Below are 15027 nucleotides of genomic sequence, written 5' to 3'. Positions count from 1 at the left end.
AATTATATGCCCGTCACGCGGGTAGAGGCGCTCCGCGGACGGCACAAATGTAGATTTTTTAAGGCAGAATATCAAACCTCGTTCCGGTTCGCCGAACCGGTTATGAAAAATTTTTAATTTAGAATTATTATAATTTATTGAAAAAATTTGTACCTTTGCGGTATCAAACGAAGGGGAAAGAAACGACCATGCGAAAAAACAGTCAGCAGATCAGGGAGATGCTGAATGCCCACGGCATCAAAGTGACGCCGCAGCGGATAGCCGTGTACGCCGCTTTGGAAGAGTTGGGGCATGCCAGCGCAGAACAGATCACCGCCAAAGTCCACGATACGTTCCCTACCGTAACGGTCGGGACCATATACAACGTGCTGGAATGTTTTTCCACCAAAGGAGTGATCTCGAAACTCAATACGAGCGACAACAAGATGTATTTCGACGTCAATATCCACGACCATCACCACCTGCTTTGCGAAGAGACGGGCGAGATACTGGATTTCGGCGACCGGGAGCTGACCGAACTGGTACGCGCTTATTACGCGTCGCACCGGATGGCGGGAACGGACGGCTTCGAGGTTACCGATATCCGCGTACAGGTCATAGGCAATTTCAGACATAACCGATCCAATCATAATCGAACCACCAAAATACCAACCGAATGAAAAGCGTAAAAGGAACCAAAACCGAACAGAACCTGCTGAAATCGTTCGCCGGCGAATCGCAGGCGCGCAGCCGTTACACATTCTTCGCCAGCGTGGCCAAGAAAGAGGGTTACGAACAGATCGCGGGCGTCTTCATGGAGACGGCCGAACAGGAAAAAGAACACGCCAAACGTTTCTTCAAATTCCTCGAAGGCGGCATGGTCGAAATCACGGCCGCTTATCCGGCCGGCGTAATCGGTACGACCGAACAGAACCTGGAAGCCGCCGCCGCAGGCGAGAACGAGGAATGGAGCGACCTCTACCCCGCTTTCGCCGACGTGGCCGACGAAGAGGGCTTTCCGGCCATCGCCAAAGTATTCCGCGAAATCGCCACTGTGGAAGCCGAACACGAAAAACGTTACCGCACCCTGCTGGGTCGCGTGAAAGACTGCTCGGTGTTCAAACGCGAAACCGAAATCGAATGGCAGTGCCGCAACTGCGGTTATGTTTACACGGGCAAAGAAGCCCCGAAAGCCTGCCCGGCCTGCGCTCATCCGCAAGCGTTTTTCGAACCGAAAAAGAATAACTATTAATTCCCGGCACTGGGAAATAGAGGTACTGCAAGGCCGAGCTTTGCAGTACCTTTTATTTGGAACACGACAAAAAACGGAGGTAAGTCATATTACGACTTTATCCAAAGCCGGATAATGGTCTCCCCGGACGGCCCTGCGATACCGTCTGAATAGAATACGGCAAAAGCCCCGACGGGGCCGATCCGGCCGGGAGTCTCTTCCCCAAAAAAGAATGGGAACAGGCCGGAATGTACTACAAATCGAGTGTGCATATAAATGGGCAAACGTCATATACACTTACCGAAACAGATACGACAGCATATGCGATTATTTCCTAAAATATTGACCGGTGCCGGTGTCCTCGTCGTCATTGCAGGCGCGGCCTATCATCTTTCCAACTCTGCCCCGTCTGCCGATCTGCCGCGCGAGCGGCAGGCTCTGGCCATTCTCGAAGACGGACAGTGCCTGATGTGCCACAGCGAACATCCGGACTTGCCGTTCTACGCCTCGCTCCCGATCGCCGAAGGGATGATCCGGGAAGACATCGCGCTCGGTTACCGGCATACCGATCTGAGCGGAGTGTACGATGCGCTGCGCAGCGGCCGCAAAGTGGATGAGGCGACGCTGGCGAAAATCGAACGGGTAGTCGAAAAAGAGACGATGCCGGTGGCCCGTTTTTCGATGATGCACTGGGGATCGGCCATCACGGGCAAGAAGGCCCGCATGCTGAAAGAGTGGATCCGGGAACACCGGGCGAAATACTATGCCACGAACCTGGCTCATTCGGTTTTCGCCTTCGAACCGGTACAGCCGGTCATGGATTCGCTGCCGGTCGATCCGGCCAAAGTCGCCCTGGGCGAGAAATTGTTCCACGACCCGCGGTTCTCGGCCGACAATACGATCTCATGCGCTTCTTGTCATGGATTGGATACCGGAGGCGTGGATAACGAACAATTTTCGGACGGCGTAGGCGGAAAAAAAGGCGGCGTGAACGCTCCGACCGTCTACAACGCCGCTTTGAACTTCGTACAGTTCTGGGACGGGCGCGCCGCAACGCTGGCCGAACAGGCCGGCGGGCCGCCGATGAACCCGGTCGAAATGGCCTGCCAATCCTGGGATGAAATCATCGATAAGCTGAAGCAGGACAAGGAACTGACCGCGGAATTCCTGGCCGTTTACCCCGACGGCTATTCGGGCGACAACCTGACCGATGCCATCGCCGAATTCGAAAAGACGCTTTTGACGCCCAACTCCCGCTTCGACCTCTATCTGAAAGGCGATTCGTCCGCGCTGACGGCTCAGGAGATCAGAGGGTACGAACTCTTCAAGTCCAACGACTGCGCCACTTGTCATGTAGGGGCCAATCTCGGAGGACAATCCTACGAACTGATGGGGCTTAAAGCCGACTATTTCGCCGACCGCGGCCTGGCCATGACCGAAGAAGACAACGGCCGTTACAAAGAGACCGGAACGGCCCGAGACCGCCACCGATTCAAGACGCCGGGCCTGCGGAACATCGCGCTCACGGCCCCTTATCTGCACGACGGGACGGCCCGGACATTGGAAGAGGCCGTGGACGTCATGACGAAATACCAGGTAGGCCGATCTTTACCGGCAGCGGAGCGCGACGACATCGTGGCGTTCCTGAAAACCCTGACCGGCGAATACCGAGGCCGGCCGCTCGATGCGCAGAACAGTTAGCTGTTTCGGAAAAGGAACCATGCCGACGCTCCGACCGATCATTCGGGCCGGAGCGTCTTGTTTTTACGCCGGACCAGCAACAAAAGCAAGGGAGTCATGGCCGCCAAAGTCAGTACCGCTACGATGGCGAAATCGTCGGTTACCCCGGCGATATAGACGTCCGTTTGCGAACCGGCCACGTCGTGGGCCGCCGTATGGTACGAGATGCGCGAAGTCATGATCGCCGTCAGCAGGGCGATCCCGATACTGCCCGACAACTGTTTGATACTGTTGGCGATCCCCGCAGCGGCGGCCATATCCGCCTGTGCCAGGCGTTTCAGCGAAAAGATATTGAGCGGCGCGAAAGTCAGCCCCATACCGAATCCCCGCAAATAGAGCACGGTCATGATGGCCGAGCGATGGGTTTCGGCCGTGAAACGGCCGGCGAGCCAAAAACTCAGCGTCATCGCCGCAATTCCCGCGACCATCAGCGGCACCGAACCGATATAGCGGGTTACGATTCCCGAAACGGTCGAAAGCGTACCTTGGATCAGTCCTACGGGCAGGAAGACCATCCCTGCCATAATCGCCGTATAGCCCAGACCGTTCTGCATGTAGAGCGGCAACAGGTATGTCCCGCCCAGCATCCCGATTCCGAAAATCATCAATACCAGCATGGCCACCCCGAAATTCCGGTCGCCCAGCAAACGGATGTTCAGCAACGGAGATTTCGTTCTCAACTCGCGCAAAACGAACACAGCCAACGCGATGCCGCTGACCGCGAACGCCCCGACTACTTCCGGAGCGGCCCAGCCTTTCGGATTGGTCGCTGCATTTCCACGGGCCAGCGCATAGATCGCCAGCGGCATGAACAGGGCGACGCTGGCGAAACCGATCCAATCGAAACGGCCGATCCGCGGATTTTTCCATTCGCGCTGGATGACGAGCGCCGCAAGGATGGCGATCGCTCCCAGAGGAACGTTCACATCGAAAATCCAGTGCCAACTGTAATCGTCCACCAGATACCCGCCGATCAGCGGCCCGAAAGAAATCGAAGCCGCCGACGCCACCGACCACAGCCCGAGCGCCGTTCCCCGTTGTTCAGGCGTGAATTCGCGCGATACGATAGCCAGTCCGAGCGACTGGATGATCCCTCCGCCGACCCCCTGCAAGGCGCGAGATCCGATCAGAAACCAGTCGGTCCACGCCCGGCCGCAGAGCCACGAACCGAGCGTGAAGAGAAACATGCCGACGATATAGACCCTCTTGTTGCCGAATTTATCGGCCAGCCATCCGGCCGTGGGAAGCATGAGGGTCATCGTAATCATATAGGCCGTAATCACCCATTCCGCCGTGGAAATACCCACACGGAAGGCCCCCATGATAGCCGGCATTCCCACATTGACTACGGTGATGTCGAGCACAGCCATGAACGTTCCGATCATAATCATGCCCAGCACCCACCATTTGTATCCTTTGCCGGCCCTGAAACGCATAACAAATGTCTTCATTCGAACCGTTTTCTCCCCGGGAGTTACAAAAAAAATGCCACCTTTGCCTTTGCTAACAGACCATCGGACAAAGCATGAAAGAGATCGAACACGTGGCCCTCATCGGTCTGGGGGCTGTCGGAACCGTGCTGGCGACCCGGCTGCACGATCGGTTGCCCGGCAGGTTCACGATTATTGCGGATGCAGGCAGACAGGAAAAATTACGCCGGCAGGGAATCCTGTTCAACGGGAAACGCTACGACTTCGCTTTCGCCGATGCCTCCCGGCCCGCAGATTCGATCCTGATCGCAACCAAAGCGGTTGCGCTGCCGGAAGCCATCGAAGCCATAACCCCGCACGTCGGTCCGCAGACGCTGATCCTGTCGCTGCTGAACGGTATCGACAGCGAACAGACCCTTGCGGAACGATTCGGCCCGGAACGGGTACTCTATTCCTATTTCCTCGGACATCCGAGCCTGCGCGAAGGCAACAGCGTCGCACACGACGGGGAATACCGCATTTATTTCGGAGAGGCGGACAACCGGTGCCCGTCGGACAACGTGCGGCGGATCGGCGCTCTGTTCGACAGGACGGGTATCCCTTACGAAATACCGCAGGATATGATCTCGGCCCTGTGGCAGAAATTCGTTATCAACATCGGTTGCAACCAAACCACTGCCCTGCTCCGCCGTCCTTACGGCCATTTGCAGCGGAACGAACGGGCGATGACGCTGGCCCGGCGGATGATGGAAGAGGCGGCCGGGGTAGCCGGCATGCTGAAGATCGCCGGAGCGGAACGGATGACGGATCGTGCCGAAGAAGTCATCCGGTCCATGAACCCGGAAGGAAAAAGTTCCATGTTGCAGGACGTGGAAGCCGGGCGCCCTACCGAAGTCGATATCTTCGCAGGAACGTTATGCCGACTGGCCGCAGAAACGGGATATCCCGTTCCCTGGAACCGGGCCGCACTGCAAATTTTGTCAGCTTTATGAAATTCCGGTCCAAGTCGGGAAATTATACGTACCTTTGCCCGAAAGAACCAAACATCATACGATCCGAATGAAAAAAAACTTGTTGGCAGTTGCGGCTGTAGCAGCCCTGGTTGCCTGCTCGGGGAAAGCCGGCCTCGAAAAAGAACTGGTCGGCAGCTATTCCGCCAAACCCGAAATCGAAGTGGCGGATTCCACCGACTTCAGCGCACAACTCGCCGCTGCGATGCTTTCGCAGATGAAAATGGATATGGACTTCAACAGCGACGGCACGATCGACATGAGCGTCTCGATGGGAGCCAATTCGCAATCGACCCAAGGTAAATGGGAAGTCAGGGCCGACAGCCTGTTCATTACCGACAGCACGCAAACCGTACAGGGTTTCGGCGTCGCCAAAACCGCCGACGGCTTCAAACTGACCAGCGAACAGATGAATCTGGTGCTGACCCCCAAGGCCGAATAAATCCGGATACAATACTGAAAAGAGGCGGTTCCTTCTCCCACGAAGGAACCGCCTCTTTTTCGCATGGCATGTATTTTGTGTTTTCCCGTTCCCCGAAACCAACCCCGGGAACATGGAACCGACCCTGATACACTATGCCACCGCCGTATTGGCCGGGCTTGCGAGCGGTATCGTCAGCGAGATCGGCGGGGCCGGCTCGCTCATCTCCCTGCCGATGCTCATCGGGCTGGGGCTTCCGCCGAGCGTCGCCAACGGGACGAACCGTATCGGAGTGATGACCCAATATACGATGGGATATATCCGGTACCTGACCCGCAAACCCATCCCGCATAAAGAAGCGGCCATACTGTCCGTCACACTGGTACTCGGTACCGTAGCCGGCGCGTATTTCGCCGTCCGGATCGCCGATGCCGTTTTCAACTGGATCTTCATCGGCGTGATGATCCTCACCATCCTCTTCACCTTTTTTTCCAAAGAACTGACCGACCGCCCCGACAGTACAGACGACCCGGTCAGCCGTTCCCGTGCGGTCGATTATCTGGTATTTCTGGGTTTGGGACTGTATTGCGGCATGATCCAAGCCGGAATGGCCTACCTGATGTTCTACGTACTGGTCAAACGGATGCACACCGCGACGAAAACGGCCGAAGCGATCAAAACCTATATGAGCATGATCGTTACCCCTTTCGCGCTCTTCATCTTTATCTGGTTCGGGCATATCGACTGGGAATTGGGCGCGTGCGTGGCCGTGGGAGGCGGTTTCGGCGGCTGGCTGGGCGAAAAATTCGTCGAGCGGAAGGATACGCACACCGTCAAGGACTGGTTCATGGTGGCTCTGATCATATCGGTCGTGTATATGCTCCTGTTCGTCCAATTGCATTTGCACGACGGAATTTTTTATCTTTGATCCGCTTAAACGACTATCATGGAACCGATCCGTATCCGAGACACATCGCATCCCTATTTCCCGAAAGCATGGGAGATCTATGAACAGAGTTTCCCTTTGTGCGAGCAGCGCCCGCTCAACGAACATATCCGAGCGTTGGATAATCCGGCGTTCCACTACAACCTGCTGACAGACGACGACCGGCTGGTCGGCCTGCTCTCCTGGTGGGAGTGGGAAGCGGCCGACGGCACGCTGTTCCGCTTCGGCGAACATTTCGCCATCGCACCGGAGATACGCGGAGGCGGTTACGGCTCGCAGGCATTGAAATACCTGCTGGGAGACGGGACGAGGCTCGTTTTGCTGGAGATCGATCCGCCGGTCGATGACATATCGCGACGGAGGGAACAGTTCTACATGCGCAACGGACTGAAAACCAATTATGAATACGATCACATACACCCGTCGTTCCGCCCTTCGACGGAGGCCCACCGGTTACTGATCATGAGTTATCCGAGAGCGCTGACTCCGGAAGAGTTCAGGGAATTCCAACGCTTCAATAACGAACAGGTGCTCAGCTATTCGGCCAGAAAATAGACCGGACGGGCACGACAAGGCGACCGCCGTCCGATTCATCGCATAAGAGCGGGCATTACCGGAACGGAAACGGGATATCTTACTCAGTTTTCGATACGGTTGTCTTCGATGGTTATCCCGTCGCACGCTTCGGTTCGGATCAGGCGGTCTATGGAGGTGTTTTGCGGAGTCGAGAACAGATTGCCGCGGATTTGCAGACCGCCTACCGATTTGGCGGAAACGGCCGCACCCGCATCCGATAACCGGAACCGATTGTTTTCGATACGTATGTTGCGATGCACGTACCCTCCGTTCCGGTCGTTTTCGGGAGCGATGAGGATAGCGGGCGAGGCACATTCGACAAAACGATTGCCGCGGATAGTCACATCGCGCACCATACCCGATTCGAACCAGCTGCGGGCATCGTCGGCTATCAGGATACCGCTCATCCGGGTACGGAAAAAAGTATTGTTTTCGATCAGCACGCGCCGTCGGGTCGTGACCAGAATGCCGCGTGTCGGAACACGGGAAAAATAATTGCCGCGGATGACCACTTCCGGCGTATAGGTCGTGTTCTCGACCACCAGTTCGGACTTGTCGCTAAGGTCTTGTCCGACCGGCCGGGCCAGCGTTATAAGGATTTCGCGGTCGTTTTTCATCTCGGCCTGCCTGACCTTGCAAGCGGCTACCGGCAACAACGTATGCGCGTCGATGAATTCGATTTCGTTGCCCGGAAAGAAAGACTGGAAACCATAGGTTTGCGGATGCATGTACCGGACAAGCACCTGGTCGGGCGCCGTAAATTGCCGGACGGCCAGATGAGTGCCGTGTATATTGATCGGATCGTCGTGCGCCCCGGAAAAACGGGAATATTCGATCCTGATTTCGCCTTTGCAGCCCGACATCTGGACGAAATCGGCAAAACCGGCGCACGTTCGGCCGCTGCCCGGTTCCGGTTCGAAAGTCAGGTGACGGTAAATCAGGTTTTCGGACATTTGGCCGACGATCCCGAAATTTCCCAGGAAAGCCAGGTGCAGCTGTTCCAACGTGATGTCTTTGCTGTACTGGATCAGGCCGCAGACTTCGTCCCGGATACCGTCGCGCATCTGGAATACCTGTCCGGCTTCGGCCCGGGGGCGGGTGTCGTAAACGAAACGAAGCAGCCCGGGTTCCAGTTCGACGGCTTTGCGCAGTTCCGGAAGAGGCGACCAACTGCGCCAGGTAATGTCCCGTACGGGATCATAAAGCTGTGCGATGCCTCCCGACAGCTTCCAGCCGCGGCCGACGAACGCGAACCGTCCCGCGGAATCGATCTCGTAACGGGATAGGGGATGGATGCGGACATTCATGTGCCGTTCGCCGACCTCGGTAACCGTCATCTCCGGCACGGTCGGGTCGGCAGCGGCGACCGTAAAGTTCCGTAACGTGATGTTTTCGCAACTGTCGATCGCAAAAGCGGTCATCTCGCCGTGGGTAACGAGCCGGGCGCCGTTTCCCTCGATGGTAACATTCCTGAGGTTTTTGAGCCACAATCCGATATGCTTGGTCGGGTCGGGATTTTCCGTTTCGGACGTGGTATTGGATACAGGATAGGGATGTGCCGTAGCGCTTTCCCGGTACAGGTCATAATCGGCATTCGCGAATTCGATCACCACGGGCCGGTCCTTGCAGGCCCGGGCTTTCCCGACGGCTTCCCGTATGCGCGGGGTCATATCCCCTTCGCCCGGAACGACCCGGATCACATGCTGCGCCGCCGAAAAAGCCAACGACGCATAGCAGACCAAAAGACAACTGAACATCTTTTTCATCGTAATTCGGTTTTTGTTCGTAAAGCGTTCCGGATTTCGGCCGGAACATCGCCCGCACGCTACGTTTCCGCAGGCAATATTACCCTAAACAACGATCCGTCATCCATGCAGGTCGAAAGAATGTAACGACACGCAAGATAAGACATACCTGCCGCTTCGGCAAACACGAAACATGAACAAACCGGTACCCGGCATACGGAAAAGTACCGGTTCCGGCACTCGCAAAGCCGATAATGCGACAACGGGCCGGCGAAACAACAAGGTAACTATATATATCCGACTTTGCTCCGTTTTGTCAGTACGATTTCGTTCAATATTTTTCGAAATTATCCCTTTTCATGCTGTTACGCTCTTCGGAGTATCCCGAAGCGTGTCGGCCCGCAGCCTTTTTGGAGGCGAAAGCCTCCTGTCGGAGCTTTTGGCGGGTTTTGCCGTGTTTTATTCGGGCGGTACCGCAGGGCCGTTCGGGAAGATCGTTACCCGTTTCCGGGTAAAATCGCCTGTACTTACCCATTAAAATTCCGACCATCGCCGCGAAAAATCACTCCCGACGACTGCAGTTAAAAAATAAAAACTATATTTGTAGTAATAAAAATCCGTATATGAAAAAAACGAAAAAGCAACCGACCGAGCTGACCCGTGCCGAACTGGAAGTCATGCAACATATCTGGCGCCTTCAGAAAGCGTTTCTCGGCGAGGTGGTCGAACAATTCACCGAACCCCGTCCGGCCTATACGACGATCTCGACCGTTATCCGTACGCTCGAAACCAAAGGGTTCGTCAGGCACGACGTCGTGGGGAAAAGCCATCGTTACTATCCCGCCGTCAGCAAAGAGAACTATCGTTCGCGATTCATGCAGCGCGTGGTAAGCAATTTTTTCAATGATTCGCCGGGCCAGATGTTGTCGTTTCTGGCCGAAAGCGGAACGCTTACCGTCGAGCAATACGAAGAATTGAAAAGGGTGGCCCGGCAGATCGCCGGCGAAACCGGGAAAGAATAAAGAGACAACCGTTTTAAAACAGAACCGGCCATGTTTTCGCAAGGATACCTGATCGACACGCAACTGTGCATCGCGGCCCTGTGGCTTTTTTATATCACCGTCCTGCATCGGCGTACCGGCTTACAGGCCGCACGTATTTTCCTGCTGTCGTTAGTTCCGGTCGGAATGCTGCTGCCGTTCATACGGATTCCGTTGCTTTCGGCCGAACCGCTTCCGCTTCGCACCATACCGCAGAACGTCGTAACGGACGCCCCGGCTATCCAGCCGGAGACGACCATTTCCGAGGTACTGACCTGGGGCTATGCCGCGGGCGCGGTGCTGGCGCTGGCCTTTACGCTGGGCAGCGTGCTCCGTACTTGGATACGGGTGAGAAAAACGCGGGACAGCCGTATCGTATTTTCGCCGGACGTGGCCGGAGCCTATTCGATTTTCGGAACCGTATTCATCAACGACAAATACGAAGGGTCGCCGATGCTGGGACAGATTCTGGCCCATGAAAAAAGCCACATCGCCCGCCGGCATTCGCTGGATCTGGTCTGGATGCGCCTGTGCGGCAGCCTGCTCTGGTTCAATCCGCTGGTCTGGCACTGTACGAAACTGCTGCGCGAAGTCCACGAATACCAGGCCGACCGGGATGTCATCCGACAGGGAAATCCGGTCATGCCTTATATCGACTTATTGCTCGACACCGAAGCCGGCATCTACCCCGGCGCCGCCAATGCTTTCTGTTATTCGCTCACCAAAAAACGACTGCTTATGATCGCAAAAGCCACACGTAAGGCAGGTCTCGGAGGCAGCCTCCGCCTCGCCGCACTGATTCCCGTTACGGGATTGCTCTTAGCTGCATTTTCGCTTACCGCCCGCGCCGCCGGGCCTGCACCGGACGAAGTTCTCTCCCGTCCCGCGGCCGAATCGTTCGTCGTATATGCAGACGGGCGACGCATCGATTCGACCGCTTCCGGCCCTGTCGTTATGCTGGGGCCGCAAGGTAAGGATTCGACCAAGCACCCGATTTATGTCGTGGACGGAGTGATCTATACCGTCTTGGAATACAACAGGAAAAATATCAATCCCGAAGACTACGAAAGCATTACCGTACTGAAAGGGGAAGCCGCAACATCTGTTTACGGCGAAAAGGGCAAAGACGGGGCGATCGTTATCACGACCAAGAAAAGCGTTCAGCCAAAGAACATTACTATCAGCAACGGTGAAATCCGCCTGGGCCAAAGTTCTACCGTAGGCCGGGCAGGATACTCCGACGCAGAAAGCGTAAAACAAGTTACGGTCTCCCTGAGTAAAAAAGAGAAACGCAAGGGCGTAACGGTCAGCAGCAAACTATTGGAAAACTATCCGGAGCTTTTCGAACTCTCTCCTGACGGGAAAAGCGTAAAAAACCGCGTTCCGGTATCAGTCACCATTAACGAGGAACAATAGAGAGCGGTAAAACGAAGCGTCCCGACCGTATTCGATCGGGGCGCTTCGTTATTATCCCCGAAAATATTCCCTACCTTTGTGGCGACCAATCCCGACCTTTTCGATGGTGAAAGACAGACTATGGACAGGCAGTTTCTTTGCGGCCTGCGGCGCCAACTTTCTGATGTTCTTCGCGTTCTACATGCTCCTGCCGATACTTCCGATGTATCTGGCCGAGCAGTTCGCCGTCACCAAATCCACCGCCGGGCTGATCCTTTCGTCCTATACGATCATGGCCCTGCTGTTCCGCCCCTTCGCCGGGTTCATGGTGGACAGCTTCCCGCGTAAGCCCCTGCTGCTCATCTGCTACACATTTTTCATCTCCTATTTCGGCGGTTACATGCTGGCCGGGGCGCTCGCCGTCTTCGCCGTCCTGCGTGCCACGCACGGCATGGCCTTCGGGATGGTAACCGTATCGGTCAATACCGTCGCCATCGACATCATGCCCGCCTCGCGGCGCGGCGAAGGAATCGGTTATTTCGGCGTATCGACCAACCTGGCCATGGCTATCGGCCCGATGGTCGCCCTGATGATCCACGATGCCACGCCGGACTACGACTGGATATTCGCGACGGCGCTGGGAGTAGGACTGCTGGGACTTTTCGTCGCATCGCTGGTCAAAGGAACCAAAACCGAAGCGGTAGGGGCCAAACAGACGATTTCGCTCGACCGGTTCCTGCTGCTCAAAGGAGTCCCGGGAGCCGTAACGACAATTTTCCTGTCGTTCGCCTACGGCGTACTGAGTACCTATGTCGCCGTTTACGGAAAGGAAGAAGTAGGACTGGCCGGAGGAACGGGCCTGTTTTTCGTCTGCCTGTCCGGCGGGTTGGTCGTGTCGCGCCTGATCTCCGGCCAGCTCATCAACCGGGGCTATCTGACACAGGTCAGCAAGGCGGGCATCTCGCTCCTGATCGCCGGCTTTCTATGTTTCGTTTTCATCAAGCATCCGCTCTCGTTCTACGGATGCGGCGTAGCGATCGGCGTAGGCTACGGACTGCTCTGCCCCACCCTCCAGACCATGTTCATCAACCTGGCGCACCACAACCAGCGCGGGACCGCGAACGCGACCTATCTGACTTCGTGGGATTTCGGCGTAGGATCGGGCGTCCTGCTGGGCGGTATTATCGCCCAACATACCTCCTATTCCTCGGCGTTCCTGCTCGGCACCCTGTTGTTATGCGTCGGCCTGACACTGTTTTTCGTCTGGTCGGGGCCTTACTTCGACCGGAACAAACTGCGGTAGACCTCTACTTCGCTTGAGGCATATACGGGACATAGAGGTCCTCCGGTTTCCGGATACGTTTCGGCGAAACGAACCGACTCCGCGACAGCGTTCCTTCCATTAGCCGGCCATTGCGCGAAGCACGGTAATCGACCGTAAGCGGAACCATGCAAATCCGCCCCGTACCCCATCCGGCCGATAATCTGTAAGGCACATAGTCCGCCCGTAATTTGACGGACAGTTCCATATCCGCACTCAAATATTCCGATTCGACAGACCTTAAAAGTTTCGTCCGCTCGTCTATACGGGCTACGATCCGGATAAACAACGAAGCCTCCGACAGCCACCATAACCTGATCGTCGGGAAAGTGATCCTGAATATCCGGCAGCCATCCCGTTTGCCCAGATACCCTATTTGCCGCGTTACTCCCTGCAAATCGCGCTCTTGAAAATGGTGAGCGGGAGCAGTCGTCCACCTCAACAGGTCGTTGATTTCCCGAAGCAATTCCGTTTGCATGCTGTCGAACGGCGGCCGTGCCTTTATCGTCAGCCGGTAATTATAATCGTTATAATTTCTCGGGCTGACCTCGTTACGATGAGTAGTTATCCACCCTTCGACCCGATGCCGACTGCTATCCGCATCTGCAAATTCCATCGTCGCATAAGCCTCCAAGCGGGCCTCTCCCCACAGACCGTCGATACAGGCGCTGACCTCCCTCACGTTTTTCCGGAACAATTTTTCGATATCCGCCTTCACCGTCACCTCTTCCGCAGTCAGCGTATACATCTCCTGCAGTACCAGTTCGCACTCGCCGGAACGACCGATCCGCCCGTCTATCACCTGCCGGTCCGGCATAGTCCCCACATACGAGGCGGAGAGCGTGTCCCCCGCTTCCCATTCGCCTTCCGGCAACAGAGCGATGCCAAGCGTATCGGTTATCGCCGCGGCTTTACCGTTCACATACACGCAGGCATAAACCAACGGCTGGCGGTCGCTGCGTACCGTAACTTTCAGGTTCTGTGCCGCGGCCGTACCGGTCGTCAGCATCCATACCGCCAATAACCGTAATCTCATCGTTTCCCGTATTCTGCGGTTACTTCCTCCCACGTGATCCCCAATGTGTCCATCGCGGCGAATACCTCCGGCAGGGTCGTCTCGAAAAATTCGGAACGTTTCAGGTCGATGACCCTTTCTTTGGCTCCCCGCGAAACGAAATAGCCGATCCCTCGGCTGTTGGTAATGATCCCGGCCATCTGAAGTCGTTCGTAAGCCCGCATCGCCGTGTTCGGATTCACCTGCAACTGGGCCGCCATGTCGCGCACCGAAGGCACGCGTTCCTGTTCGGGCCAGCGACCTGAAGCTATCCGGTCGCACACGTAATCGACGATTTGCCGGTAGATCGGTTTTTCAGATTTGAAATCCATAGTTTTACCTCGTTATTTGCAGCGTGGAGAAACGCCGCCACGCAACGAAAATCCAAAGAAAAGTAAAGAACACCCCGCAAGCCATGATCGTCCCGACCCCCGCATCGCTCCCCAGCCAGAGAATGAAATCGCGCATGACGACGGGATCGGTCATCGCGGTGTATTGTACATAGACGAAAGAGGGGATCGACAGGATAAAACTGGCCAACACCGTCAGCAGGAAATGATAACGGCGGAAAACGACCGCCCCGAGAAAGAAAAATGCCATTCCCGAAAAGGTGCTGACAAGATTGGCGGTAACCGACCAGGCGGAAATCAGCATTTCCTCTGCCGGAGTATGCACCCTTGCGAAAAACGACGACAAGGCCCGGCAGATATTGTCGAATCCCAGCAACCCCGCCCACATCACGTCGTTCAGCAATGCGAGCGCAATCAGTACCAGAGGGATCGCTACCAGATTCAACAGCAAAGCATAGAGGAATTTCTCGCTTCTGGCCGCCGGAAGCATCAGGGCCGCCGAAGCCCGGCCTTTCGAAAAATAACGTTTGAAGCTGCCCGAAAGGTTGAAATAGACGATGAAACCCATGCCGACAAGCACGAAAAACCGCGAAGTGACATAGCTTAAACCGCCGTTGTAGCCGACCTGTCCTCCGCCGAAAATCACTTTGACGTTCCACAGCATATACATCACGATGCAAAACACGACGAACCCGCCCAGTTTCAGCAACAGACTGCGGCATTCGCCCGACAGTTCGGCCCGCACGAAGAGGCCGAAACGTTTCCATGAAAATTTATCGTTCATGATTC

General features: G+C 55.9%; 15 protein-coding genes. 10 read left to right on the top strand and 5 right to left on the bottom strand.

The features are described from left to right. Window positions 1-188 precede the first annotated feature (188 nt). The 3 genes from RIKMI_RS14070 to RIKMI_RS0111750 all read left to right on the top strand — a co-directional run bounded on the left by RIKMI_RS14070 (window position 189) and on the right by RIKMI_RS0111750 (window position 2911). Entirely contained in the window at window positions 189-659 is a 471-nt protein-coding gene (locus tag RIKMI_RS14070) for a Fur family transcriptional regulator (RefSeq protein WP_027291783.1), read from the top strand. Next, on the top strand, window positions 656-1231 hold the full coding sequence (gene rbr / locus RIKMI_RS0111755; RefSeq protein WP_027291782.1) for a rubrerythrin: 576 nt from the start codon (window positions 656-658) through the stop codon (window positions 1229-1231). Before RIKMI_RS14070 ends, rbr begins: the two co-directional genes overlap by 4 nt. A gap of 300 nt (window positions 1232-1531) precedes the next feature. After that, the gene (locus RIKMI_RS0111750; RefSeq protein ID WP_027291781.1) at window positions 1532-2911 is read left to right on the top strand and encodes a cytochrome c peroxidase; all 1380 of its coding nucleotides are present in this window, start codon (window positions 1532-1534) and stop codon (window positions 2909-2911) included. Between the two features lie 38 nt (window positions 2912-2949). On the opposite strand, the gene RIKMI_RS0111745 is transcribed toward RIKMI_RS0111750, so the two are convergent. Next, window positions 2950-4401, bottom strand: coding sequence for a DHA2 family efflux MFS transporter permease subunit (locus RIKMI_RS0111745; protein WP_051214530.1), 1452 nt, complete (start codon window positions 4399-4401; stop codon window positions 2950-2952). A 74-nt stretch (window positions 4402-4475) separates the two neighbouring features. On the opposite strand from RIKMI_RS0111745, the gene RIKMI_RS0111740 reads away from it, so the two are divergent. The 4 genes from RIKMI_RS0111740 (at window position 4476) to RIKMI_RS0111725 (ending at window position 7312) form a co-directional block, all read left to right on the top strand. Beyond that, a complete protein-coding gene (locus tag RIKMI_RS0111740) occupies window positions 4476-5372 on the top strand; it encodes a ketopantoate reductase family protein (RefSeq protein ID WP_027291779.1) in 897 nt (298 codons plus the stop codon). Between the two features lie 67 nt (window positions 5373-5439). Then, window positions 5440-5832 (top strand): hypothetical protein, encoded by a 393-nt coding sequence (locus tag RIKMI_RS0111735; protein ID WP_027291778.1) that lies wholly within the window; start codon window positions 5440-5442, stop codon window positions 5830-5832. Between the two features lie 112 nt (window positions 5833-5944). After that, the gene (locus RIKMI_RS0111730; protein WP_027291777.1) at window positions 5945-6739 is read left to right on the top strand and encodes a sulfite exporter TauE/SafE family protein; all 795 of its coding nucleotides are present in this window, start codon (window positions 5945-5947) and stop codon (window positions 6737-6739) included. An 18-nt stretch (window positions 6740-6757) separates the two neighbouring features. Next, window positions 6758-7312, top strand: coding sequence for a GNAT family N-acetyltransferase (locus RIKMI_RS0111725; protein ID WP_027291776.1), 555 nt, complete (start codon window positions 6758-6760; stop codon window positions 7310-7312). Between the two features lie 83 nt (window positions 7313-7395). Here the strand turns inward: RIKMI_RS0111725 and RIKMI_RS0111720 are convergent, their stop codons facing one another. Beyond that, window positions 7396-9099: a right-handed parallel beta-helix repeat-containing protein gene (locus tag RIKMI_RS0111720; RefSeq protein WP_027291775.1), complete on the bottom strand. Its 1704-nt coding sequence runs from the start codon at window positions 9097-9099 to the stop codon at window positions 7396-7398. Window positions 9100-9701: 602 nt separating this feature from the next. Between RIKMI_RS0111720 and RIKMI_RS0111710 the strand changes: the two genes are divergently transcribed. The 3 genes from RIKMI_RS0111710 to RIKMI_RS0111700 all read left to right on the top strand — a co-directional run bounded on the left by RIKMI_RS0111710 (window position 9702) and on the right by RIKMI_RS0111700 (window position 12816). Further along, window positions 9702-10100, top strand: a complete 399-nt coding sequence (locus RIKMI_RS0111710; RefSeq protein WP_027291773.1) for a BlaI/MecI/CopY family transcriptional regulator — start codon at window positions 9702-9704, stop codon at window positions 10098-10100. Window positions 10101-10130: 30 nt separating this feature from the next. After that, a complete protein-coding gene (locus tag RIKMI_RS0111705; RefSeq protein WP_027291772.1) occupies window positions 10131-11534 on the top strand; it encodes a M56 family metallopeptidase in 1404 nt (467 codons plus the stop codon). Window positions 11535-11637: 103 nt separating this feature from the next. Further along, window positions 11638-12816: an MFS transporter gene (locus tag RIKMI_RS0111700; protein ID WP_051214529.1), complete on the top strand. Its 1179-nt coding sequence runs from the start codon at window positions 11638-11640 to the stop codon at window positions 12814-12816. Between the two features lie 4 nt (window positions 12817-12820). On the opposite strand, the gene RIKMI_RS0111695 is transcribed toward RIKMI_RS0111700, so the two are convergent. Genes RIKMI_RS0111695 through RIKMI_RS0111685 form a run of 3 tightly spaced genes read right to left on the bottom strand, consistent with a single transcriptional unit; the run spans window position 12821 to window position 15022 of the window. Then, window positions 12821-13870, bottom strand: a complete 1050-nt coding sequence (locus RIKMI_RS0111695) for a carboxypeptidase-like regulatory domain-containing protein (protein WP_147288469.1) — start codon at window positions 13868-13870, stop codon at window positions 12821-12823. Beyond that, entirely contained in the window at window positions 13867-14220 is a 354-nt protein-coding gene (locus RIKMI_RS0111690; RefSeq protein WP_027291769.1) for a GntR family transcriptional regulator, read from the bottom strand. The genes RIKMI_RS0111695 and RIKMI_RS0111690 overlap by 4 nt, the downstream gene beginning before the upstream one ends. A gap of 4 nt (window positions 14221-14224) precedes the next feature. Next, the gene (locus RIKMI_RS0111685; RefSeq protein ID WP_027291768.1) at window positions 14225-15022 is read right to left on the bottom strand and encodes a hypothetical protein; all 798 of its coding nucleotides are present in this window, start codon (window positions 15020-15022) and stop codon (window positions 14225-14227) included. Between the last annotated feature and the right edge of the window lie 5 nt (window positions 15023-15027).

Origin of the sequence: Rikenella microfusus DSM 15922 (assembly GCF_000427365.1) — a bacterium.
Classification (GTDB): domain Bacteria; phylum Bacteroidota; class Bacteroidia; order Bacteroidales; family Rikenellaceae; genus Rikenella; species Rikenella microfusus.
The sequence above is the reverse complement of the archived record's forward strand: the minus strand, read 5'-3'. Positions and strand labels throughout refer to the sequence as shown.

Excerpts from the sequence above, each read along its gene's own strand:
- RIKMI_RS14070 (WP_027291783.1), top strand. The coding sequence starts at position 189 with ATGCGAAAAAACAGTCAGCAGATCAGGGAGATGCTGAATGCCCACGGC.
- rbr (WP_027291782.1), top strand. The coding sequence starts at position 656 with ATGAAAAGCGTAAAAGGAACCAAAACCGAACAGAACCTGCTGAAATCG.
- RIKMI_RS0111750 (WP_027291781.1), top strand. The coding sequence starts at position 1,532 with ATGCGATTATTTCCTAAAATATTGACCGGTGCCGGTGTCCTCGTCGTC.
- RIKMI_RS0111745 (WP_051214530.1), bottom strand. The coding sequence starts at position 4,401 with ATGAAGACATTTGTTATGCGTTTCAGGGCCGGCAAAGGATACAAATGG.
- RIKMI_RS0111740 (WP_027291779.1), top strand. The coding sequence starts at position 4,476 with ATGAAAGAGATCGAACACGTGGCCCTCATCGGTCTGGGGGCTGTCGGA.
- RIKMI_RS0111735 (WP_027291778.1), top strand. The coding sequence starts at position 5,440 with ATGAAAAAAAACTTGTTGGCAGTTGCGGCTGTAGCAGCCCTGGTTGCC.
- RIKMI_RS0111730 (WP_027291777.1), top strand. The coding sequence starts at position 5,945 with ATGGAACCGACCCTGATACACTATGCCACCGCCGTATTGGCCGGGCTT.
- RIKMI_RS0111725 (WP_027291776.1), top strand. The coding sequence starts at position 6,758 with ATGGAACCGATCCGTATCCGAGACACATCGCATCCCTATTTCCCGAAA.
- RIKMI_RS0111720 (WP_027291775.1), bottom strand. The coding sequence starts at position 9,099 with ATGAAAAAGATGTTCAGTTGTCTTTTGGTCTGCTATGCGTCGTTGGCT.
- RIKMI_RS0111710 (WP_027291773.1), top strand. The coding sequence starts at position 9,702 with ATGAAAAAAACGAAAAAGCAACCGACCGAGCTGACCCGTGCCGAACTG.
- RIKMI_RS0111705 (WP_027291772.1), top strand. The coding sequence starts at position 10,131 with ATGTTTTCGCAAGGATACCTGATCGACACGCAACTGTGCATCGCGGCC.
- RIKMI_RS0111700 (WP_051214529.1), top strand. The coding sequence starts at position 11,638 with ATGGTGAAAGACAGACTATGGACAGGCAGTTTCTTTGCGGCCTGCGGC.
- RIKMI_RS0111695 (WP_147288469.1), bottom strand. The coding sequence starts at position 13,870 with ATGAGATTACGGTTATTGGCGGTATGGATGCTGACGACCGGTACGGCC.
- RIKMI_RS0111690 (WP_027291769.1), bottom strand. The coding sequence starts at position 14,220 with ATGGATTTCAAATCTGAAAAACCGATCTACCGGCAAATCGTCGATTAC.
- RIKMI_RS0111685 (WP_027291768.1), bottom strand. The coding sequence starts at position 15,022 with ATGAACGATAAATTTTCATGGAAACGTTTCGGCCTCTTCGTGCGGGCC.